20 protein-coding genes are annotated in these 21,466 nt (G+C 68.6%); 12 read left to right on the top strand and 8 right to left on the bottom strand.

The features are described from left to right. Positions 1–6 precede the first annotated feature (6 nt). The 4 genes from YM304_RS20115 to YM304_RS23260 all read left to right on the top strand — a co-directional run bounded on the left by YM304_RS20115 (position 7) and on the right by YM304_RS23260 (position 5,822). Positions 7–1,551 (top strand): FGGY-family carbohydrate kinase, encoded by a 1,545-nt coding sequence (locus tag YM304_RS20115; protein WP_162142124.1) that lies wholly within the window; start codon positions 7–9, stop codon positions 1,549–1,551. A 46-nt stretch (positions 1,552–1,597) separates the two neighbouring features. Further along, on the top strand, positions 1,598–2,446 hold the full coding sequence (locus tag YM304_RS20110; protein WP_015443573.1) for a TrmH family RNA methyltransferase: 849 nt from the start codon (positions 1,598–1,600) through the stop codon (positions 2,444–2,446). 63 nt (positions 2,447–2,509) lie between these two features. Next, positions 2,510–4,681, top strand: coding sequence for a LuxR C-terminal-related transcriptional regulator (locus YM304_RS20105; RefSeq protein WP_162142123.1), 2,172 nt, complete (start codon positions 2,510–2,512; stop codon positions 4,679–4,681). A 109-nt stretch (positions 4,682–4,790) separates the two neighbouring features. Then, entirely contained in the window at positions 4,791–5,822 is a 1,032-nt protein-coding gene (locus tag YM304_RS23260) for an aromatic ring-hydroxylating oxygenase subunit alpha (protein ID WP_015443571.1), read from the top strand. Here YM304_RS23260 and YM304_RS20095 read toward each other — a convergent pair. From YM304_RS20095 to YM304_RS23255, 3 genes are all read right to left on the bottom strand, one after another. Then, a complete protein-coding gene (locus YM304_RS20095) occupies positions 5,819–6,679 on the bottom strand; it encodes a hypothetical protein (RefSeq protein WP_015443570.1) in 861 nt (286 codons plus the stop codon). The genes YM304_RS23260 and YM304_RS20095 overlap by 4 nt on opposite strands. 166 nt (positions 6,680–6,845) lie before the next feature. After that, the gene (locus YM304_RS20090; protein ID WP_015443569.1) at positions 6,846–7,478 is read right to left on the bottom strand and encodes a nitroreductase family protein; all 633 of its coding nucleotides are present in this window, start codon (positions 7,476–7,478) and stop codon (positions 6,846–6,848) included. 37 nt (positions 7,479–7,515) lie between these two features. Further along, positions 7,516–8,109: a TetR/AcrR family transcriptional regulator gene (locus tag YM304_RS23255; protein ID WP_015443568.1), complete on the bottom strand. Its 594-nt coding sequence runs from the start codon at positions 8,107–8,109 to the stop codon at positions 7,516–7,518. A gap of 93 nt (positions 8,110–8,202) precedes the next feature. Between YM304_RS23255 and YM304_RS20080 the strand changes: the two genes are divergently transcribed. The 4 genes from YM304_RS20080 (at position 8,203) to YM304_RS23250 (ending at position 13,543) form a co-directional block, all read left to right on the top strand. After that, positions 8,203–9,393 (top strand): cytochrome P450, encoded by a 1,191-nt coding sequence (locus tag YM304_RS20080; protein WP_015443567.1) that lies wholly within the window; start codon positions 8,203–8,205, stop codon positions 9,391–9,393. Further along, a complete protein-coding gene (locus YM304_RS20075; protein ID WP_015443566.1) occupies positions 9,390–11,369 on the top strand; it encodes an oxidoreductase in 1,980 nt (659 codons plus the stop codon). The genes YM304_RS20080 and YM304_RS20075 overlap by 4 nt, the downstream gene beginning before the upstream one ends. A 151-nt stretch (positions 11,370–11,520) precedes the next feature. Next, positions 11,521–12,624 carry an ABC transporter substrate-binding protein gene (locus tag YM304_RS20070; RefSeq protein ID WP_015443565.1) on the top strand — a complete coding sequence of 368 codons (1,104 nt, stop codon included), beginning with the start codon at positions 11,521–11,523 and terminating at the stop codon, positions 12,622–12,624. Position 12,625: 1 nt separating this feature from the next. Beyond that, positions 12,626–13,543: a siderophore-interacting protein gene (locus tag YM304_RS23250; RefSeq protein WP_015443564.1), complete on the top strand. Its 918-nt coding sequence runs from the start codon at positions 12,626–12,628 to the stop codon at positions 13,541–13,543. Between the two features lie 39 nt (positions 13,544–13,582). Here the strand turns inward: YM304_RS23250 and YM304_RS20060 are convergent, their stop codons facing one another. The 3 genes from YM304_RS20060 to YM304_RS20050 form a co-directional block, all read right to left on the bottom strand. Next, the gene (locus YM304_RS20060) at positions 13,583–14,182 is read right to left on the bottom strand and encodes a carboxymuconolactone decarboxylase family protein (RefSeq protein WP_015443563.1); all 600 of its coding nucleotides are present in this window, start codon (positions 14,180–14,182) and stop codon (positions 13,583–13,585) included. Positions 14,183–14,245: 63 nt separating this feature from the next. Beyond that, positions 14,246–14,464 (bottom strand): hypothetical protein, encoded by a 219-nt coding sequence (locus YM304_RS20055; protein WP_041298478.1) that lies wholly within the window; start codon positions 14,462–14,464, stop codon positions 14,246–14,248. Continuing rightward, positions 14,464–15,459, bottom strand: a complete 996-nt coding sequence (locus YM304_RS20050; RefSeq protein WP_015443561.1) for an NAD(P)-dependent alcohol dehydrogenase — start codon at positions 15,457–15,459, stop codon at positions 14,464–14,466. Before YM304_RS20050 ends, YM304_RS20055 begins: the two co-directional genes overlap by 1 nt. Positions 15,460–15,766: 307 nt before the next feature. Here YM304_RS20050 and YM304_RS20045 point away from each other — a divergent pair, with 307 nt between their 5' ends. Further along, positions 15,767–16,567, top strand: a complete 801-nt coding sequence (locus tag YM304_RS20045; RefSeq protein WP_015443560.1) for a 2-keto-4-pentenoate hydratase — start codon at positions 15,767–15,769, stop codon at positions 16,565–16,567. Positions 16,568–16,586: 19 nt separating this feature from the next. Here YM304_RS20045 and YM304_RS20040 read toward each other — a convergent pair whose 3' ends face one another. Together YM304_RS20040 and YM304_RS20035 are read right to left on the bottom strand one after the other, a co-directional pair. Beyond that, positions 16,587–17,318 carry an SDR family NAD(P)-dependent oxidoreductase gene (locus tag YM304_RS20040; protein WP_015443559.1) on the bottom strand — a complete coding sequence of 244 codons (732 nt, stop codon included), beginning with the start codon at positions 17,316–17,318 and terminating at the stop codon, positions 16,587–16,589. A 4-nt stretch (positions 17,319–17,322) separates the two neighbouring features. Next, on the bottom strand, positions 17,323–17,961 hold the full coding sequence (locus tag YM304_RS20035) for a riboflavin synthase (RefSeq protein ID WP_015443558.1): 639 nt from the start codon (positions 17,959–17,961) through the stop codon (positions 17,323–17,325). A gap of 350 nt (positions 17,962–18,311) precedes the next feature. Here YM304_RS20035 and YM304_RS20030 point away from each other — a divergent pair, with 350 nt between their 5' ends. Genes YM304_RS20030 through YM304_RS20020 form a run of 3 tightly spaced genes read left to right on the top strand, consistent with a single transcriptional unit; the run spans position 18,312 to position 21,380 of the window. Continuing rightward, entirely contained in the window at positions 18,312–19,754 is a 1,443-nt protein-coding gene (locus YM304_RS20030) for a class I adenylate-forming enzyme family protein (RefSeq protein WP_015443557.1), read from the top strand. Positions 19,755–19,758: 4 nt separating this feature from the next. Next, complete coding sequence (locus tag YM304_RS20025) at positions 19,759–20,670, top strand: AMP-binding protein (RefSeq protein WP_015443556.1); 912 nt, start codon at positions 19,759–19,761, stop codon at positions 20,668–20,670. After that, a complete protein-coding gene (locus YM304_RS20020) occupies positions 20,667–21,380 on the top strand; it encodes a GntR family transcriptional regulator (protein WP_015443555.1) in 714 nt (237 codons plus the stop codon). The genes YM304_RS20025 and YM304_RS20020 overlap by 4 nt, the downstream gene beginning before the upstream one ends. The last annotated feature ends 86 nt before the right edge of the window (positions 21,381–21,466 follow it).

Genomic DNA, 21,466 nt, shown 5'->3' with positions numbered 1-21,466 from the left:
ATGGCTGTGCGTGAACCGCTCCTCCTCGGCGTCGATGCAGGGACCTCGCGCGTGCGCGCGCTGGTGTTCACGCTCGACGGCGAGGTGGTCGGTCGCGGCGAAGCGGTGGCACCCACTCACTCCAGCCGGCCGGGCCGGTCCGAACAGACCGCCGACGGGCTGTGGACGGCGTGCTGCACTGCGATCACGTCTGCCATCGCCGACCCCGACATCGCGGCGCGCGTACGCGGGCTGTCGGTGGCGAGTTGCGGTGAGGCGTTCGTTCCGCTTGACGAGCACGGCGAGCCGACGCATTCGGTGATCGCATGGTTCGACGACCGGACCGTGCCGATGGCCGACGAGGTCGCCCGCCGGCTCGGCGCCGACGAACTGTTCGCGGTGACCGGGTTGACCACCGACCCGACCTTCTCGGTCATGAAGCTGCTGTGGATGCGCGACCACGCCGCGGCTGCGCTGGCACGGACCCGTGTGGTGCTGCCCGTCGCGCACTACCTCACGTGGCGGCTGAGCGGCGAGATCGCCGCCGACCTCACCCTGGCGTCGCGAACCCTCGCGCTCGACATCCACCGTCGGTCGTGGGCGACCGACCTCGTCGCCGACCTCGGTCTCGTCCCCGAGATCCTGCCGCCGCTGCAGCCGCTCGGCACGCTGCTGGGCTCGGTGCGCCGTGACGTGGCCCACGACCTCGGGCTGCCTCCCGACTGCTCGGTGGCGGTCGGCGGACACGACCACGTCATCGGCGCCCTCGCCGTCAACGGACTCGCCGCCGGGAGCACCATCGACTCGCTGGGCACCGCCGAAGCGATCACCGTCGGCCTCGACCGCACGATCTCCGACCCGGCGGTCGGGCGGCTCGGGTTCAACCAGGGCATCGGCACCGTCGGCACCGACGGCTTCCAATACGTGCTCGGCAGTTTCCTCGCGTCGGGCGCCTCCACCGAATGGGCACGCCAACTCTTCGGCCCCGACACCGCACACGCCGAACTGATCGCGTCAGCGGTGAACGTGCCCCCGGGCGCGAACGGTGTCGCCTTCGTCCCCGACCTCCGCGGCAAGCTCATTCCGACGCAAGACCCCGCTGCTCGCGGTGCCTGGCTCGGGCTCACCGCCGAGACCGACCGGTCGAGCATGTACCGAGCGGTGCTCGAAGGCGTGGCGCTCGAAGCGAAGCAGTTGCTCGACTCGTTGGGCTCGGTGGCGCCGCTTCCCGACGTGGCGTCGATCCGTGCGATCGGGGGCAACACGCGCAACCGACTTCTGCTCGAGATCAAGGCCTCGGTCTACGAGACGCCCGTGGAGTACTCGGTGATGCCGGAAGCGACGTCGTTCGGTGCCGCCCTCCTCGGCGGGTTGGCGGCCGGGCTCTTCACCAACTTTGCAGCTGCGGCGATCCGCGGCGTCGGCGACACGGCGATCGTGCAGCCGAACCCCGAATGGTTCGAGGTGTACCGGCACCGGCTGAGCGAGGTCCACGTTCCCGCCTACCGAACGCTGAGCGAGATCAATCATCGGCTGACCTCTTCGCGGCCGGCATCGACGCCCGACGGCTGACCGGAGCGGATCCGGCGTCGACACTCGTGATGTTGGATACTGCCGTATGACCACTGCTCCCGTCGATGGCGTGACGGAGATCGTCGACCCAGCCGACCCGCGTGTCGACGACTACCGCGAGCTCAACAGCATCGCGGTGCGCGCCGAGATGGAGGGCGACGAGTTCTTCATGGGGGAGGGGTACGTGCCGATCGACCGGATGCTCGACTCCGGGCACCGCATGCGGTCGGTGCTGCTGCACCCGAAACGTCTCAAACGATTCCTCCCGACGATGGAACGCCCCGAGATGGCCGGCGTGCCGGTCTACGTGGCCGAGCAGGAGGTCATCGCCGAGATCGTCGGCTTCAACATGTACCGCTGCTGCCTCGCGTCGGCTTACCGAGCGCCGATGCCGACCGTCCGCGAACTCGCTGAGTCGTGCCGGCGGATCGTCGTGCTCGAAGCCCTCAACGACGACCAGAACGTCGGTGCGATCGCCCGCGCCGCGCGCGCTTTCGAGATCGACGGCATCGTCATCAGCCCGACGTGCAACGACCCGTACCAACGCCGCACGGTGCGCGTGAGCATGGGCGAGATCCTGCACATGCCGGTCGCGCGAGCCGCCCCCGAGGACTGGCCCGCCGCCATCGAGACGTTGCACGAGAGCGGCTTCGAGACCTGGGCGATGACGCCGGCCGACGACGCGGTCGACCTGTGGGACCTCGAGGTTCCCGACAAGGTGGCGATCGTGTTGGGCGCCGAAGGGCACGGTCTCGAAGCTGCCACGATGCGTGCCACCACGCATCGCGTACGCATCCCGATCTCGCCCGTCGTCGACTCGCTCAACGTCGGTCACGCCGCCGCCGTGACGTTCGCCGCGGTCGGCCGACCACGCGGAGTGCGAACGACCGCCTGACCGTCACGCCCTGTTCACAATCGACCTGGTCCGAGGCAAACAAGACTCTCTACCATGGTCGGCATGGTCCCGAACGGCCGCGCACTCACGGCCACGAAGGTCACCCGCCCGAGCCCGCCGATCCGGTACCTCGATCGACCCCGCCTGGTCGAGCGGCTCGACGCCTCGCTCGGACACAGGTGCGGGCTCGTGCTCGTCAGCGCACCCGCCGGCGCCGGCAAGTCGACGCTGGTGAGCGGATGGCTGTCGAATCGTTCGGGCAGCGTCGCCTGGGTGCAGATCGACGAGGCCGACGCCGACCCCGCCCGGTTCTGGAGTTACGTGGCGTCGTCGCTCGCCGAGACCGTGCCGGCGATCACCGGCGCGGTCGCCACGGCGATGAGCGCCGGATACGACGAGGTCGTGACCGCCGTGGTCAACACGGTGACCGAGCATGCCGACGAGGTGGTGCTCGTGCTCGACGACTATCACCTCATCGACAACGCCGCGGTCCATCAGACGGTCGAGCAGCTCATCGGTTTCCGACCGTCGAACCTCGTCCTGGTGGTGTCGACGCGGGTCGATCCTCCGTTCCGCCTCGGCCGACTCCGAGTCCGCAACCAGGTCGCCGAGATCCGCGCCGCCGACCTGCGCTTCGACGAGGACGAGGCGAGCTGGCTGCTCGACGCCGAGGCGCTCGGACTCGATCGGACGGCAGTCGACCGGCTGTGCGACCGCACCGAAGGCTGGGCGGCCGGACTCGTCCTCGCCGGGCTCTCGCTCCCGACCGAGGGGAACGTCGACGAGTTCGTCGCGTCGTTCCACGGCGACGACCAGCTGATCGCCGACTACCTCGCGGAGGAGCTGCTCGACTCGCTCGATGACGACGAGCGGGCCCGTCTGCTCGACGCGTCGGTCCTCGAACGCATGTCGGGGCCGCTCATCGACGCGGTGTGCGGCACCGACGACGGTGCCGACTGGCTGCGCACCATCGCCGGCACCAACCAGCTGGTGATCGCACTCGACCGAACCGGCACGTGGTTCCGGTTCCATCACCTCCTTCGAGATCTGCTGCGCCTCGAACTCGAGCGGAGCGCACCCGAGCGACGTCAGGAGCTGCACGCCGCCGCGGGAGAATGGCACCGCGACGACGGCGACCTCGAGGACGCGATCGAGCACTTCATCGAGGGTGGACGCCGCGTCGAGGCCGCCGATCTCGTCGCCGACAATGCGACCACGCTGCTGAACAAGGGCAGGACGTACACCGTGCTGCGATACATCGAACGCCTCGGCGACGTGCTCGACGAACACTCGGCGCTCGCCGTCGTGCACGGCTGGACCACGTTCGTCACCGGCCGGTTCGGTGAAGCCGAACGGGCGCTGGCACTGGCCGAGCGGCTCGACGTCGACGGGATCGACGCCGGGCTGATCTGCGGCCTGTCGGCCATGATCCAGCTCGCTCAGGGCGACGTGTCGTCGGGGTTGGCGATCGTTGAGGATTCGCCGGAGGTGAAGCTGCCGACCCACGCGATGGTGCTGGGCGGTGTTCGGGTGATGGCCGGCCTGTTCGACGAGGCTCGGCCGTACCTCGCCCGCGCCGACGAGATGGCGACCAGCGCCCCCGACCACTTCTCGGCGGCGGTCACGCCGGTCTTCTCGGCCATCGCCGACATCGAGACCGGACAGACCGCCATCGCTCGCGAGACCGCCGAGCGCGCGATCGCCTACGCCGACGAGCATCGCTTCACCGAGGCTGCGCAGCTCGCACTCGCGCACAGCGTCGTCGCCCGCACCACCGACGATCCCGACCAGGCGCTCGCCGCAGCGCGACGCGGCGTACAGCTCGCCCGTCGCTCGCCCGAAGCCGTGATGCTCTCGTATGCGCTCGCCTCGGCCGCCGACGTCGCGTTCGACCACGACGACCCCGACGCCGAGAGCATGCTGCTCGAAGCGCGCTCGATCATCGACCGCTGTCCCGACCCCGGCATCGCCGGTCGCTACCTCGCCCGCGTCGAGTCACGCCACGGCAAAGCCGAACGCCCGGCCGCGGTCGGCGAGCTCGTCGAGGAGCTCAGCGATCGGGAGTTGTCGGTCCTTCGCTACCTGCCGAGCCGGCTGAGCCAACGCGAGATCGCCGGCGAGTTGTACGTGTCGCTCAACACGGTCAAGACGCACTGCCGGTCGATCTACCGCAAGCTCGCCGTCGACGGTCGCAAGCCGGCCGTGCAGGCAGCGCGCGATCTCGGTCTGCTGTAGCGCGAGCGCTCACCCGGGTGAGCGGTGCGTTCGGGCGAGGCGTGCTCACCCGAACGATCGGAATCATGAGCGTCGTCAACCCGACACGCAACCCGATCGGAGCTCTCCCGTGCAACATCTCGTCGACAACACCTGGTACGCCATCCACCGCAGCAGTGCGCTCGGTCGTCGGCCCGTCACCGTCGAGCGACTCGGCCGACGACTCGTCGTCTGGCGCACTCGCGACGGCGTCCACGCCGCCCCGGCCCAGTGTCCGCATCGCGGCGCCGACCTCGGTGCCGGCAAGGTGGTCGACGGCTGCCTGACGTGCCCGTATCACGGCATCGGCTACACCGCCGATGGCAGTGTCGCCACGCGACCCGCCATGGGAGCGAACGACGACGTCCCCGCCGACGCCAACCTGCGCACCCTGCCGACCGTCGACGCGCACGGCTACATCTGGGTGTGGCACGGCGACCTCTCGCCGCTCGACGGCCCGGAGTGGTTCGACGTCGAGGAACCCACGGCCACGGTCGGCGACGACCAGGTGTGGGACGTCCACTACTCGCGGTTCATGGAATCGGCGCTCGACTTCCACCACGTGCCCTTCGTCCACGGTGCGTACACGCCGGGCATCGGACGTGAACTGACCGATGTCGAGCTGATCGACGACGGCACACGTCTGTCGATGACCGCGAAGCTCACCAACGCGTCGTCGGGTCGATCGATCGCCGTCGCCGGCGAGGTCGTGATGCCGTGTGCACTGCGCGTGCGCATCGGGTCGACCGAGTTCGTCGCGGTCGGGACCCCCGTCGACGACGACCGCACCTGGGTGGCGGCCAACTATCACCCGTCGTACACCAAGCGCATCCCCGGACTGCGCGTGGTCGAGGCATGGCTGGCGATGTTCGTCGACTTCAAGCTCTTCCAGCGACAGGACCGGAGCATCTTCGAAGGCCTCGGATCGGCACCGAGCCCGCTCGAACGGATGGCATTGATGCCCGCCGACACCGGCTCCGAACTCTGGATCCGTCGCTGGCGCGAGATGCTCGGCGGCGATGGTTCCGACGGTTCCGACCGTTCCGACCGTCCTGGACCGGCGCCCGCCGTGTCCGGTCTCTCCGCCGGAGCCGAGGTGGACCAGCCGGTGGCGGTGCGCTAGCTGCGGTCGAGGTGAACGCTGTCGGCCGTGCCGACGAACGGGAGCCCGGCGGAGCCGAAGGCGTAGGTGATCAGGCCGACGTACACCGTCGGGCCGAAGGCGGCGGTGGGCCCGGGCAGGTTGCCGGTGCCCCGGTAGAGCTGCCAGTCGTCGGCGCCGCCGTCGAGGTTCGGTGTCTGCCAATACACGGTCAGGGTCCGGTCGGCATTGCCGACGATGCGGATGTCGGCGCGGCCGGCGGGAGCCGTACCGGCACCGATGTCATCGACGCGGGAGTGACCGGCGACCGTGTTCTTGCCTTCGATCGTGAACTGGGTGCCGCCTCGGTGTCCGACCACGACGTGGGCGCTGTCGGCGGCGTCGAGGTCGGCCGAGTGCACCTGCACGCCGGCGAAGATGTAGGCCGCTCCGGGTGGGTCGGGCGCGACCTGCGAGTCGGCCAGCGTGCCGATGCCGACGTTGCGAGCGATGTACACGAACGGAAAGGTCGCCGGCACGGCGTCGAGACGCCCCTGCGCATCGTGGTAGTGCAGCGTCTTGTCGTCGGCGTTGTCGGTGAGTTCGGCGCGATAGCGGCCGTCGACGCGGCCGACGGTCGGCAAGACCTCGGCATTCGTGGTGGTGTACCCGATCAGCGGTCCGGTGCCGTCGAAGTCGTCGGAGAACGAGGCCACGTCGTCGGGGTCGGATTCCGGCGGCGTCGTCCGCTCGGCTGGTTCGAACGCCTGACCTCCTGCGAGTCCGACGATCGTCGACGGTCCGTCGGCGCCCTGCGCGCTGATCGAGCCACCGACGATCACGGCCGTCACGATCGTCGCGGCGAACGCGCGGCGCGAGCGTTGACCAACCGGAGTCATCCGGCCGCTCCGGCGGCGACGCGCCCGGCGACCCGACGTCGAAGGGGATGACGATCGAAAGCCACACGCATGTATCGGCTCGGCGGCGTCGATTCTGAACCGAACCGCGCACTCGCGCCGCCGAGGTCGCGGGCAACGTCGATGCCGGACGGCCGGTCGAGGTGACCTACTCGTCGTAGGTCGGCGGGTAGGTGCGCAGGTCGCCTCGCCACTCGTCGACGTGGACGACCGAGTCGTAGCCCACTCGTTTGAGCGGCCCGAACTTCTTGCCGGGCCAGCCGACGGGGATGACGCAGCCGATGTGGACGTCGTCGGGAATCGACAGCGTCTCGCGGATCGTCGGTTCGGCCGTGCCCTGGAACGTGGTGAACACCGTGCCGAGGCCGAGCGCTCGCGCAGCGACGATGAGGTTCTGCGCGGCGGGGTAGATCGACGACCACACGAACGACTCGCGAGGCGCCGCATAGGGATACACCGCCTTGCCGCACACGAGGATCAACACCGGACACGACTTCAGGGTCTCGATCAGGTGCGCGGTGCCGTCGAGCATGAGACGGTGCGTGCGATCGGGGCGTTCCATCGCGGCGACCGGACGGGCCATGACGGCTTCGATGGCATCGCCGATCCGACGCTTCTTGTCGGCGTCCTTCACCACGACGAAGTCGCGACCCTGCGAGTTGCCGGGGCTCGGCGCCCACGTCGCCGCCGTGATGATCTGCTCGATCAGTTCGTCGTCGACCGGGTCGGGCTCGAGGTAGCGCATCGCCCGGCAGGTGCTCATTGCTTCGAAGACATCCATGGTCGTATTCCAGTACGTGTGTGTGCGATCGGCCGTGTCAGACGGTGTCGGCGAACAGCGCGTCGACCATCCGGTCGACGAGTTGGGCGATCGCGTCGGGCGACGTGTCGAGTGGGGTGAGTGAGTCGATCTGTGCCAGGCCGAGGAGCAAGAGGTAGAAGACCTTGATCTGCTCGACGGAGTCGGCGCGTGTGGTCTGCCACACGGCGGTGCGTTCGAGGTGCCAGTCGGTGAGGAGCGAGGCGAGGTCGGTTTCGCGCCCGGCGGCGACGTGGAGTTCGAGGAGCAGCCGGCGTGTCGGTGCGAAGTCGTCGGCGAGCCAGCGGCGGGCGATGTCGTGCGGCGATCGTGATGGGGTCGCGATCGTGCTGAGGGTCTGTTCGAGGCTGTGGCGCGCGGCGTGGATGAGCAGGTCGGCCTTGCCGGCGAAGTGCTTGTAGACGGCGGGCCCGGAGATGCCCGCCCGCTCGGCGATCCGGGTGAGGCTGGCCCGGCTGAACCCGCGCTCGACGAACTCGTCGACCGCAGCAGCGATGAGTCGTTCGCCGGTGGCGACCACGTTGTCGTCCTTGGCCGGTCGACCGATCCGGGCGCTCGACCGGCGCTGGGTGGGTCCACGTTGCGCCGCCATCGAGCGAAAGGTTAATCTGCATTCACTTATTCGGCAAACGGTCGGCTTCCCGGGGGACGGGTGGCTCGGACGACGAACTCCTCGGGGGACGAGATGGACGACTTCGACTTCTTTTCGGACGCGTTTCGCGCCGATCCGCACAGCGCCTACGCCCGCATGCGTGGCGAGTGCCCGGTCGCGCACGCCAGCGAGCCGTACGACTGGTGGGCGGCCACACGCGCCGACGACGTCAGCCAGATGCTGCGCAAGTACAAGTTGTGGAGCAGCGCCGAGGGCCCGGGCCTGGCGTACGCCGGAGGGAGTGCGCTCGTCAGCGTCGACCCGCCGCAGCACACGTCCGACCGGCGGCTCGTGCAGCAGGCGTTCAACGCCGAGACCCTCGAAGCGATGGAGCCCGACATCCGCACGCTCGTCGGTGCCGAGATGGACACCTGGCAGGCCGGCGGTGAGGGGGATCTCATGGCACTGCTGGCCACGCCCGTGCCGCTGATCGTCATCGCCTGGCTGCTCGGTCTCGACGTCGACTACTGCCGCGAGATCCGTCCACGCGCCGACGCGGTCGTCGCCCGCAACGCCGACATCCAGTCGGCCAAGCCCGACTCGCGCAACCGTGATCGCGAGGAGGAGACCACCTACTTCCTGCGGATGATCGCCGAGCGTCGCCAGATGATGGCCGACGGCGCCGAACTCCCCGACGACACGCTCACCGCCCTGATGACCGCCGAGGTCGATGGTCGGGTGCTCACCGACATCGACGTGCTCGGCTTCATGGGGTTCCTGTTCATCGCGGGCAGCCAGACCACCACGCAGCTCATCGGCAACATGGTCTGGCGCCTGCTCCAACATCCCGATCAGTTGGAGTTGGTGCGCAACGACCGGTCACTCATCCCGAACTGTGTCGAGGAGAGTCTTCGCTTCGACGCCCCGGTGCACGGTCTGTTCCGCACCAACACCGAACCGACCGAACTGCGCGGTGTGGCGATCCCGGAGAACTCGAAGGTGATGTGTTCGTTCTTCTCGGCGAACATGGACCCCGAGATGTGGGATGAACCCGAGCGGTTCGACATCACGCGCGATCTCGACACGCTGAAGAAGCACTTCGCGTTCGGCAAAGGCATCCACTTCTGCATGGGTGCACCGCTCAGCAGAGTCGAGGCGTCGGTGGCACTCGACGCGATCCTCGATCGGCTGCCCAACCTCCGCCTCACCGGTGAACCGACCTTCATCTCGGCACCCGTACTCCACGGCGTCGAGACGCTGCCGGTCGCCTGGGACATGGCGTGAGTTACCCCAACGTCTTCCAGCCGCTGACGATCGGCGGGTGCACGATCCCGAACCGGATCGTGCGTACCGCGCACTCGACCGGGGCGACGGGCGACGGGCTGATCGCCTATCACGAGGCCCGAGCGAAGGGTGGTGTCGGTCTCGCGATCATCGAGATCGCCGGGGTCAACACCGACTCACCGACCGGCATCCCCGTGTATTCCGACGACGTGCTGGCCTGGTACGAGCAGTTGGCCGAGCGGATGCACACGCACGGCACCAAGGTCTTACAGCAGCTGTGGCACGGCGGCATCACGGTGCAGCGCGTGCCCGGCAAGCGGCCGGTCGGACCGAGCGCGATCCCCAACGCGATGGTCGGCGTGACACCCCGAGCGATGACCACCGGCGAGATCGCCGACGTCGTCGCCGACTTCGCGGCAGCAGCCCGGCGCGTCGAGCGCGGCGGCCTCGACGGCATCGAGCTGCACGCGGCGCACGGCTACCTGCTCGGTTCGTTCATCTCGCCGGCCACCAACCAGCGCGACGACGAGTATGGCGGATCGCTCGCCAATCGGGTCCGCTTCGTGCGCGAGGTGCTCGCCGCGATCCGGTCGGAGGTGAGCGACGGGTTCCCGGTGGGCATCCGCATCTCGGGCGACGAGTTCATCGACGGTGGCATCGATCACGTCGAAGCCGAGGCGATCGCTCGCGAACTCGAAGGAGACATCGACTTCCTCGACGTGTCGATGGGGACCTACTGGCGGTTCCACAAGTTCTTGTCGACGCTCGACGACCCGCTCGGCTACGAACTCGACAACAACCAGCACGTCACGAAGGTCGTCGACGTGCCGACGATCGTGACCGGTCGGATCATGACCCTCGACCACGCCGACCACATCGTCGGTTCGGGCATGGCCGACATGGTGTCGATCGTGCGGGCGATGATCGCCGACCCCGATCTGGTGGTGAAGGCGAGCGAGGGTCGCGAGAGCGAGATCCGGCCGTGCATCGGCACGTCGATGGGGTGCGTCGCGCAGTTGATGACCACCGGCAAGATCCAGTGCGTCGTCAACGTCGCCGCCGGCGCCGAGACGAAGGTGCCGTTCGAGACACCGGGACCGGCCGACGTGATCAAGAAGGTGATCGTGGTCGGCGGTGGCCCCGCCGGAATGGAAGCAGCGCGCACCGCGGCGCTTCGCGGGCACGAGGTCGACCTGTACGAGATGACCGGTGCGCTCGGCGGGCAGGTGCGGATGGCCGCCTCGGTGCCGCCGCGCTCCGACCTCGAAGCGATCACCCGGTGGCAGGCCGACGAGATCGATCGGCTCGGCGTGCGCGTCCACCTGCGCACACCCGTCGACCCCGACCTGATCGTGGCGGCGGGTGCCGACGAGGTCATCGTCGCCACCGGGTCGACGCCGAAGTCGCCCGGCTTCCAGCTGTCGTCGCCGTCGATCGCGGTGCCGGGCGCCGATCTCCCACACGTCGCGACGAGCTGGGAGGTCCTCGGTTTCGGCGGGCGCGCCACGGTCGGCACGAAGGCGGTCGTGTACGACGACACCGGCACCTTCGAAGCGATCTCGGTCGCCGACAAACTGCTCGCCGCCGGTGCCGACGTCACGATCATCGGTCGCCACGAACAGCTCGGCGCGAAGATCCCGTTCCCGCCCGCGACCGTCGCCGCGAGCCGCGAACGGCTCTTCGCTGCGGGCGTCACGTTCGTTCCGACCATGGCACTGTCGCGCATCACCGAGACCTCGGTGGTCGCCGTCGGACTCGGCTTGGGCCACGAGCAGACCATCGAGGCCGACACGGTGTGCATCGTCACCTATCACGACCTCAACGACGAACTCGCCACGCACCTCTCCACACACCACGCCACACACCACGCCGGCGACGCGACGTCGTTCGGCGTCCACCTCGTCGGCAACGCCAACGGCACCGACACGATCCAAGCCGCCATCCACAGCGCCGCGGCCGTGACCCGCACCATGTGACGCGAGCCGCTTGTTTCCTTCGGACCTGGTCTGAGGGAAACAAGCGGTTGTTTCCCTTGGTCCCGGTCTGAGGGAAACAAGCGGTCACCGTGTGTAAGGCATGGTTAATCAGATGTTGTAAGTAGCGCGAACAGCGGGCTAGCTTCTCGGCGTGCTCAACTCATCACGCCGTCTCCGTCGTCTGGCCGTTCCGGTCCTGCTGTCGCTCGTCGCCGCTTCGTGCGGAAGCGACGGCGCCGACCAGGCCGACACCTCGGCTGATTCGCCCAGCGTCACCGCCGACGTGTCGGCGACCGAAGCCACCGACGGTCCCGACACGACCGAGGCTCCCGAGTCGGCCGAGTCTGAAGCCGCCGACGAGTCGGCCGTCGACCAGGTGAACGACGCGGCGTACCCGGTCACGATCGAGCACCGTTTCGGTTCGACGGTCATCCCCGAACGACCCGAGCGCATCGTGACGCTCAACGTGCAATGGACCGACGCCGTGCTCGCCATGGGCGAGACGCCCGCCGCCTACATGCTGACCAGCACCGTCGGCGAGACCGACCCGTACCCGTGGCAGACCGGTCTGCTCGACGGTGTCGAACGAATCGATTCCGCCGGTCAGATTCCGTTCGAGATGGTGTCGGCACTCGACCCCGACCTCATTCTCGTCACGTTCGCCGTCGCCGAGGAGGCCGACTTCGACCTGCTCTCCGACATCGCCCCGACCCTCGCCTTCCTCAGCGATCTCGAGGTCGAGCCGTGGGCCGACCAGGTGGCCGCGCTCGGTGAGGCACTTGGCGAACCCGAACGGGCGGCCGAGGTGATCGCCGGGGTCGACGCCCAAGTGGCCGAACTCGCGGCCGAGCTGCCCGGCCTCGCCGGCAAGACCTACACCTTCGCCAACCTCGTTCCCGGTGACACGATCTACGTGATCGCCGACCCCGACGACGGCGCGAGCCGCGTCTTCAACGCACTCGGTATGGAGCTCGACCCGGAGATCGTCGCCATCGACGAAGGAGCCGTCGGCCGTGTGCAGATCAGCTACGAGCAAATCGGCCTGCTCCAGGCCGACCTCGTCGGCGTGTTGCTGAACGGCGCCGAGCCTGACTCGATCGTCGGCCTGTCCGAACTGCCGTCGGCCGAGAGCGGTGCGCTCATCGACTTCACGCTGCCCGACATCGTCGGCCTGAACACGCCGACGCCGCTGTCGGTCCCGTACCTGCTCGACCTGATGCGTCCGCAACTCGAACTCGTCGCCGGCGACGCCTGACATGGCCGAGCGCGCCGGTGGCGGCGGGTATGCGACCGGCGGTCGGGTCGGCTCGGGCGAGCGAACGCTGCCGCCGGGGTTCGTCACCGGCGTCGGTCGGGTCGTCGCTGCCAGCGACGTCGGACCGCGCCTGCGACGAGTCGTCGTGCAGGCACCGGAGTTCGAGACTCTCGACTGCGGTGACGGGCCGGCGCCGGGCTTCCGAGTGCTCATCCCGTCGTCCGGTCACCCGGTGGTGATGCCGACCGCCTCGCTCGAAGCCGGCCTCACGTATCCAGACGGAGTCGAACCGTCGACTCCCCGAACCATCACCGTTCGGCGCCACGATCCGGTCGCCGCGACGATCGAGATCGATGTCGCGATGACGCACGACGGTGTCCTGGTCGACTGGGCCTCCTCGGCTGCGGTTGGTGGCGAGGTCGGGTTCGCCGGGCCGCGTCGGTTCCCTCCCTTGCCCGATGGTCCGCTCGTCTTGCTCGGCGACGAGTCGGCTCTGCCTGCCATCGCGGCCATCATCGAGACATCGTCGAGGGATCGGATACCGCTGTTCCACGTGGGCGTCGAAGTGGACACGAGCGCCGACGAGATCGAACTCGGTGTGCCGGTCGCGTGGTATCGACGCGACGGTCAGACGCCCGGCGCGGCGCTCGTCGCCGGTGTGGCGGCGCTCGCGCTTCCGGCGGGAGCGGTCGTGTGGGTGGCCGGTGAGGCGCGAATGGCCCGCGGCGTGCGCCGACTGCTGGAGCAGACGAGTCCTCCGCCGCAGCACATCAGAGCATCGGGCTACTGGCGCGCGAACACGGCGTCGGACGAACTCGACGAGAAGATCCTCGAACTGACCCGGGAGCTGGTCGCCTCGGGTGACTCGATGGAGTTGCTCGACGAGTTCGCGCTCGCGTTCGAAGAACGCGAGGACTGACTCGCGTCGGTATGACGACGTCTCGCTGACGTCGTGGGCCTAGCGGACGACGATCGACTCGTTGCCCCAGGGTGACACCGCAGCGGGAGCGACGTCGTCGGAGCGGAACGCGTCGGGCAGTTCCTCGACCATGTGGAGCACCGCACCCAGCCGTCCGATGCCGACGAACAGCGCGGCGTTGAACGCGAGTTCGAGGATCTCGCCTTCGCTGAAGTGCTCGTGCAGGCGCTCGAAGAGCTCGTCGTCGATGTCGAGATGGTTGGTGGCGAACAGCTCACCGAATCGGATGGCGGCCTTCTCGGCCTCGCTCAGATCGGGTGCCTCGTAGGGCTTCTCGAGCGAGCAGACGGCGTCTTCGGTCAGCCCGTCCTGGAGCGCGTCGTCGTAGCGAATCGCCATGCAGCTTCGGCACTGATTGTGGAATGCGACGCGCAACCTGACGAGCTCGACGAGGCGCGGACTCAGCGTGCGGTTGCGTTTGAGGCTCCCCGAGAACGACATCAGCCCTTTGGCGAGATCGGGGCGATGCGCGAAGTAGCGCATCAGCCCGTTCTCCAACGGCGTTCGGTTCTCTGGATGGATCGCGTCCTTGAGTTCGGGATCCCAATCCTGCGGATCGATCGACGACAGTCGCGTCATGGCTGCGTTCCTTTCGCACGTGGAGTACGCCACCGACACTATGAAGCGGTCGGTGCGTCGTGCTCATCGGAGCGCGTCGGGTTCCTCGCGTGCACGTCGCTCGAGTGCGATGAGCGGACCGATCGTGGTGGCGATCCACAACGCGAGCGGCCACGCCGACGAGTCGGTGACGACGATGACCGCGGCCCACACGGCCGACAGCGCGAGCCACGCCCACGGCAGCACGCGCCGCAGCGTCGAGCGTCGCCCCGACGGCCGAGCGGGATGATCGATCGTGCTCATCACTCGCCGTCGTCGGCGACGCGGATGACGGTCTTGCCGCGCGCCGTGCCGGTCTCGAACTGACGCATCGCGTCGCGTGCCTGATCGAGCGGGAAGCGGTTGGAGACCGCCGGGACGACCGCCCCCGACTCGAGGTGCTCGGCCAGACGTTCGATGAACGAGTGCGCTTCGGTGCTCATGAACATGGTGAGTCGTTGGTGGACGAAGGGCGACAGCGCCGTGGCGCGGATCTGCCGACCGACACCGCCGGTGATGCGGTTGCCGTCTTCGCCACCCACGATGACGAGCGTGCCCGAGCGGGTGAGGAGGCGGCGCAGCTTGCGCACCGGGTTGCGGCCGCCGATGTCGACGACCAGGTCGTAGGGATCGGCCTGTTCGGCGATGTCGGCGATGTCGGTGGTCCGATGGTCGTACACCCGCTCGGCGCCGAGCGAGGCGACGAGTTCGAGGTTGTCGGTGCCGGCGACCCCGTCGACGATGCCGCCGAGGGCGCGCGCCAACTGCACCGCGAAGCTGCCGACGCCACCGGACGCGCCGATGACGAGGACGCGTTGGCCGGGCTCCAGGCGGCCGACGTCGGTCAGCGCCTGGAGCGCCGCGATGCCCGACACGCTCGACGCTGCTGCGTGCTCGAAGCTGAGCCCGGCGGGCTTCTTCGCCAACTTGCTCTCGGCGGCAGCGGTGAACTCGGCGAGCGAACCCTTCGCGATGCCGAACACCTCGTCGCCGACCTCGAAGCGGGTCACGTCGTCGCCGACGGCGCGGACGATGCCGGCGACGTCGAGACCGACGACCGGCTGCTTCGGGCGACGGAACCCGTAGCCGACGAGGCGGATCAGCCACGGACGGCCGGTCATCAGGTGTTCGGTGCCGCGGTCGACGGCGGCGGCGACGACCTCGACGAGCACCTCGTCGGCGCCGATCGTGGGCCGATCGATCTCGGCGAGTTCGAGCACGTCGGTACCGCCGTAGCGGTGTTGGACGACGGCACGCATGCGCGTGCCCGAGAGTGTCGTGGGGCTGCTCTGTGTGCGGTTGATGGTCTGCATGGGTGTCTCCGAGTTTCGATTCGTACTTTGTACGAGACACTGTAGTCGTACAATGTACGAAGTCAACTGATTTTCTGGCTCGGCCCGTGAGCGCAACCGTTCGCGCCCGAGCCGCGGTGCGTTCGGGGGCGAGCTGGGCTGGCATGATCGGGCGATGAGCACCCCCGGTTCCGACGGCAACTCCCGACCCCTCGACGGCAACTGCCGACCCCTCGACGGCGCTGGCGGCGCCGACGAGGATGGCGGCGGCGACGTGGTCGATCGAGCCGTCGGGCGTCTGGCCGCTGCCGCGGCCTCCGGCGTGCCGTGCGCTCCGGTCCGCGATCTGATCGGCTCCGACGCGTCGAACGCGTACGAGGTTCAAGAGCGCGCGACGCAGCTCCGGATCCGAGACGGTGCGACCATCGTCGGTCGCAAGATCGGGCTCACGTCGCAGGCGGCGCGCGATCAGTTCGGCGTCGACGAACCCGACATCGGCGTCCTGTTCGACGACATGTCGCGGCCCGACGGCGCCACCGTGTCACTCGACGAACTGATCCAACCCATGGTCGAAGCCGAGGTGGCCTTCGTGCTCGGCGACGACCTCGTCGACGGTGAACTCGACGTCGCTCGCGTGCGCGCCGCCGTGCGCGAATGTCGGGCTGCGTTCGAGATCGTCGACAGTCGGATCGCCACGTGGGACATCACGATCGGCGACACCATCGCCGACAACGGATCGAGTGGGTTGTTCGTGTTGAGCGAGACGGGGCGGACGCTCGACGAGGTCGAACCCGCCGAGGTGGAGATGGAGGTCCGGCGCGACGGCGAGGTGGTGTCGTCGGGGCGTGGCGACGCGTGTCTCGGCGATCCGCTCAACGCGCTGGTCTGGTTGGCGCAGACCGCCCGCGAACTCGGTCGGCCGCTCCGCTCCGGCGAGGTCGTGTTGTCGGGTGCGCTCGGGCCGATGGTGGTTGTAGCCGGCGGTGAACACTTCGTCGCCGAGATGACCGGGCTCGGCACCGTCTCGGTGTCGTTCGACGTTCGCGGCGAGGATGCCGCGACCACGACGCCGTAGTGCCGATGTCAGCCGGCGTTCACCAGGTGCACATCCCGCCGGTGACGTTGAGCGCCTGACCGGTGAGGTACCCGGCCCCGTCCGACGCGAGGTGGGCGATCAGCGACGCCACGTCGCCCTCGCTCGCGAGCCGGCCGAGTGGACTCTTCGCCGTCCATGCTGCGACGTCCTGCGGACTCCGCGTGTCGGCACCCATCTCGGTGAGCACGTAGCCCGGGCAGATCGAGTTGACGGTGATGTCGTGCTCGCCGAACTCCATCGAAGCGATCCGGCTGAGCGCGACGACCGCAGACTTCGACGCGGCGTACGCGGCCTCACCGGGCGTGCCGAGCTTGGCCGCCATCGAGGCCATGTTGACGACGCGACCACCGCCCGCGGCGATCATCGCCGGCACGACCGCCTGCATCGTGGTGACCATCGAACGGACGTTGATCTGTTGCACGCGATCCCAGTCGTCGATCTCCATGTCGAGAATCGACGAGCGGAAGAAGACGCCGGCGTTGTTGACCAGGAGCCAGAACGCCTCGTCGTCGGCCAGCGCGGCCAACTGCCCGCGCACGTCGTCGGACGCGGTGAGGTCGGCGACGATCGAGGTGGCTCCGAGTCGGTCGGCCACCTCGGTGACGCCGGGGTCGACGTCGAGCAACACGAGGCGCATGTCGATCGTGGCGAGGTGCTCGGCGACCGACCGTCCGATTCCCTTCGCCGCGCCGGTGACGAGGGCGCGGCGGCCTGCGAGCGTGGTGGTCACGCCGTCACGCCTGGCCGAGCACCTGCGCGCGCAGCGACTCGTCGCGGAACAGCTCCTGCACGGCGTGCATGATCGTCTGGGTCTGTGCGTCGACCTCGATGTTGATCCGTGTGCCGGGCTCGGCGCGACCGAGGGTGGTGCGCTCGAGCGTCTCGGGGATCAGGCTGACGGCGATCCGGTTGGCGTCGCGGTCGACGCGCGAGATCGTGAGGCTCGCGCCGTCGAGCGAGATCCACCCCTTCCACAGCAGGTTGCGCATGTGTTCGGGTTCGACGTCGAACCACATGGTTCGGTTGTCGCCGTCGACCTCGATCTCCGACACGATGGCCGTGCCCGACACGTGGCCCGACAGGATGTGTCCGCCGAGCTCGTCACCGAACTTGAGTGACCGTTCGATGTTGACGCGGTCGCCGACCTCGACGTCGGCGAGGTTGGTGAGACTGAGCGTCTCGCCGATCACGTCGAAGCGCACGATGCCGCCGTCGATCTTCGCGGCGGTGAGGCACGCGCCGTTGTTGGCGACGGAAGCGCCCAACTGCAAGCCCTCGGCATGGTCGCCGAGGTCGACCGTCATGCGGCAGACGCCGTCGACGATCTCCTTCTCGATGACCTCGCACTGGTCTTGAACGATTCCGGTGAACATGGCTGATCTCGGCTTTCTCTTCGGTTGTCTGTGGTTCTCGGGGGAGGAATGTCGTGAGTTGTCGTGGGCGTGACGTCGGTGCCGGATGTTGCGACCTGGCGTTCGGTCCGGTGACATCGATACATCGCTCGATGGTCGCTTTCGTCATATTCGCGCACGTGTTCACATGGCGTTCACAGTCGACGTCGGCCGTGTGCCGGATGCGGTCCGAAGGCGACGTTGTGCCTGCAAACACTGAGGTTCCGAGGCTGCAACGGCGTCCACCTCCGAGATCTTGCCACGATGAACGCTGGATTACCAGCAAGTCGTCAGACTGCATTGTTACGGACCGTGGGCTAGCTTGCCCGCCCATGAACATCGTGTGGACCTTCCGGAGAACCGCCCGACGCCACGGCGCGCGCACGTTCCTGATCGACAGTGAGACCTGCCTGAACTACGCCCAGGCCGACCGCATGACCGACGCGATCGCGGCCGATCTACAGGCGCGCGGCATCGAGCGAGGGGATCGTGTCGGTCTCTGTGCGCCCGATCAGGTCGGACTCTGGTTGGCCATCATCGGCACGTGGAAAGCGGGAGCACTGCCCGCGCTGCTCGACCCGCAACTGGGTCCCGATGCGCTGCCGTATTTCATCGACGACATCGACGCGAAGGTCGTCGTCGCCGTTCCCGCCCGCCACGACGACCTCCGCGCCGCTGGAGCCGCATCGGTCATCGCCCTCGGCGAGCTCGGTCGGGCCGACGAGGCGCCGATCGACTGTCACGACGACGACGCGCCGCTGTACCTGTCGTACACGTCGGGTACGACCGGTGCGCCGAAGGGCGCCGTGCTCCGGTCGGGTCCTGTCACCCTGGCAACGGCGTGCATCGGCGAACGACTCGGGCTGACGAGCGACGACGTGCTGCTCGCCACCACGCCGATCGCGAGCAGCTTCCAACTGGTCGCGGCGCTGATGCCGGCGATCCACGCCGGTGCTGCGGTGGCCTTGGTCGCCGGCCGTCCGGTCGACGAGATGTGGGAGGTCGCGCGTACCTCCAATGCCACGGTCATGGTCGGCTACCCACTGACGCTGGCCGACATCGTCAACGCTCCCGGTGCCGAGGACAGTTCGTTCCGCATCGCGATGTCGGGAGGCTCACCGCTCGCGCCTCGGATCAAGCGTGACTACCGCGACCGGATGGGCATCGCGCTCATGGAGACCTACGGGCAGAGCGAGATGGGCGGGTTCATGGCGATGGGCAGCCCGAGTGACGGCGACCGAGCGCTCGCCGGATACGTCGGCCGCCCGTTGCCCGACCGCGTGGCGTACGTCGGTGGTCGTGACCATGCCGAACTCCCGGCCGGTGAGATCGGCGAGGTCATGGTGACGCACGGCTACTTCGACTCGTACCGGAACAAGCCGGGCAAGTTCGACGAGGCGACCGCCGGTGGCGTGCTCCACACCGGCGACGTCGCGGTGAGCGACGCCGACGGCTTCCTCAAGGTCCTCGGTCGCACGCGTGAGACCGAGGCGGCCGTCGAGCGCGGCGGGTTCCTCCGCGAGCTCGAAGATGCGCTGTACGAACATCCCGCGGTGCTCCACGCTGCCGTCGTCGAGACCGACGACGGTCGGCTGGCCGGGTTCTTCCAGACGCTCGACGGCGAGCCGCTCGACCCCGATGCCCTGCTGGCGCACGCCGCCGAGCTCGTCGCCCCGGCACTGCTTCCGGCCTCGATGACGCAGCTCGACGAGATGCCCCGAACGTTCAGCGGCAAGGCCGACCGCCTGCGCATGGCCGCCAGCGTGAGCGAGTGAACCGATGACCTCCACCGCACACGAGCTCCTCTCGTCGTCGACCCTCGCGCACGCCGATCGAACGGCACTGCACTGGGTCGATCGCGATCGCACGCTCACCTACGCAGCGGCGAGCGACGCGATGGCGCGGGCCGCTTCGACACTCGACGCGTTCGGCGTCGCCCCCGGCGGACACGTCGGCGTCTTCGCTCACCCTGGTCTCGACTACGTGGTGGCGATGCTCGGCTCGTGGTCGCTCGGCGCCGCGGCCGCGCTCGTCGACCTCGCTGCGAAGCAGTCGTTCGGAGCGCAGATGTCGAGTGTCGCTCCCGACGCGATCATCTACACCAACGATCACTTCGACGACGTCCGGCCGGCGATCGACCAGCTCCCGACCGTCCGCGCCTACGCCGGGATGGACGGTCCGCAGGCCGGCAACGTCGGTTGGCTCGAGGCGCTGGCGACCGCCACGCCGCGCTCGGCCGACGGATCGATCTCGGTCGACGGCGAGGCGACGGCCATCGTCACGTTCGGCCCCGACGATGCGCCCGTCGCGGTTCGTCATCGAGATCTCGTCGATGGGGCCGAGCGCTTCGTCGAGCGCGTCGGGTTGACCGTCGACGACGTGACGCTGTGCGCGGTTCCGCTGGCGACTCGCTTCCATCTCGAAGCGAGCGTGCTCGCCGCGTTCTCGGTGGGGGCGACGGCCGGAATGCTCAAGACGTGGGACCGCGAATCGGCGTGGGAAGCAATGGACCGGCACGGCACCACCGTGCTCTGCGCCGATGTGATGCACTGTCGCGATCTGTTCGACGAGTCGTCGGCGCGAGGGCGAACGCCAGCGGCTCTGCGTGCGGTGGTCGCGGCGGACGTCGACGCAGCTGCCATGCTCGGACTTCTGCAGGAACGTTTCGACCTCGAGGTGTACGACGCATGAAAGACAATCGCGACATCACGTCCGCCGTCCTGCGGCTCTGGCGCGGCGCGTTGGCGTCGGGACTCGGCATGCCGTCGGAGGCCGAACTCGCCGAGCAGGCAGGGGCCAGCCGTCCGGCGGTGCGTGAAGTCCTCATCCGCATGGAGGAGGACGGACTGATCGTGCGGCGTCACGGATCGGGCACGTACCCGAACCCGGCGGCGCTCGAGGTGCCGACGCGGCTCGACAAGGCGGCCGACTTCGCCGACCGACTCGCCGCCGCCGGCTACGAGTCGCGTGTCGAAGTGATGCGCGCCGACGTGCTCGTCGTCGACCCAGACGACGTGCCGCGCTTCGCCACCACCGAGCCGATCCGACTGCTCCGCACGACCAAGCGCTGGTGGGCCGACGACGCGGTGGCCGTGGTCGCGGTCGACCAGGTGCCGCTCGCTCCGAACGTGTCCGACGACGAGGCCACGGCCCGTGCCGCCGACGCGATGACGGTGCTGGCGGAGTCGATCGGTCGCGGCACCGCCGACTGGATGTTCACCTGGCCGGCCGCCGCGGTGCTCGACGCCGAGACGGCCGAGTTGTTGCAACGCTCCGACGGTGACGCGGTCCTGCGGATCGAGAACCTCGGCGTCGACCGTCGAGATCGCCGCGTGTTCCATGCGCTCGAGTACCACTGCCCCGGCATCGTCGAGTACGGCCTGATCCACACGTTGCAGTAGCGAGCGGGTCGGAGACCGACCGACGGCGTGCCTGCCTCGGACCGGTCGTCACCGACGCGACCCTCGTGCGTAACGCGACGGAAACA

The sequence above is a fragment of the Ilumatobacter coccineus YM16-304 genome, assembly GCF_000348785.1.
Classification (GTDB): domain Bacteria; phylum Actinomycetota; class Acidimicrobiia; order Acidimicrobiales; family Ilumatobacteraceae; genus Ilumatobacter_A; species Ilumatobacter_A coccineus.
This window is presented reverse-complemented; position numbering and strand designations above follow the sequence as displayed.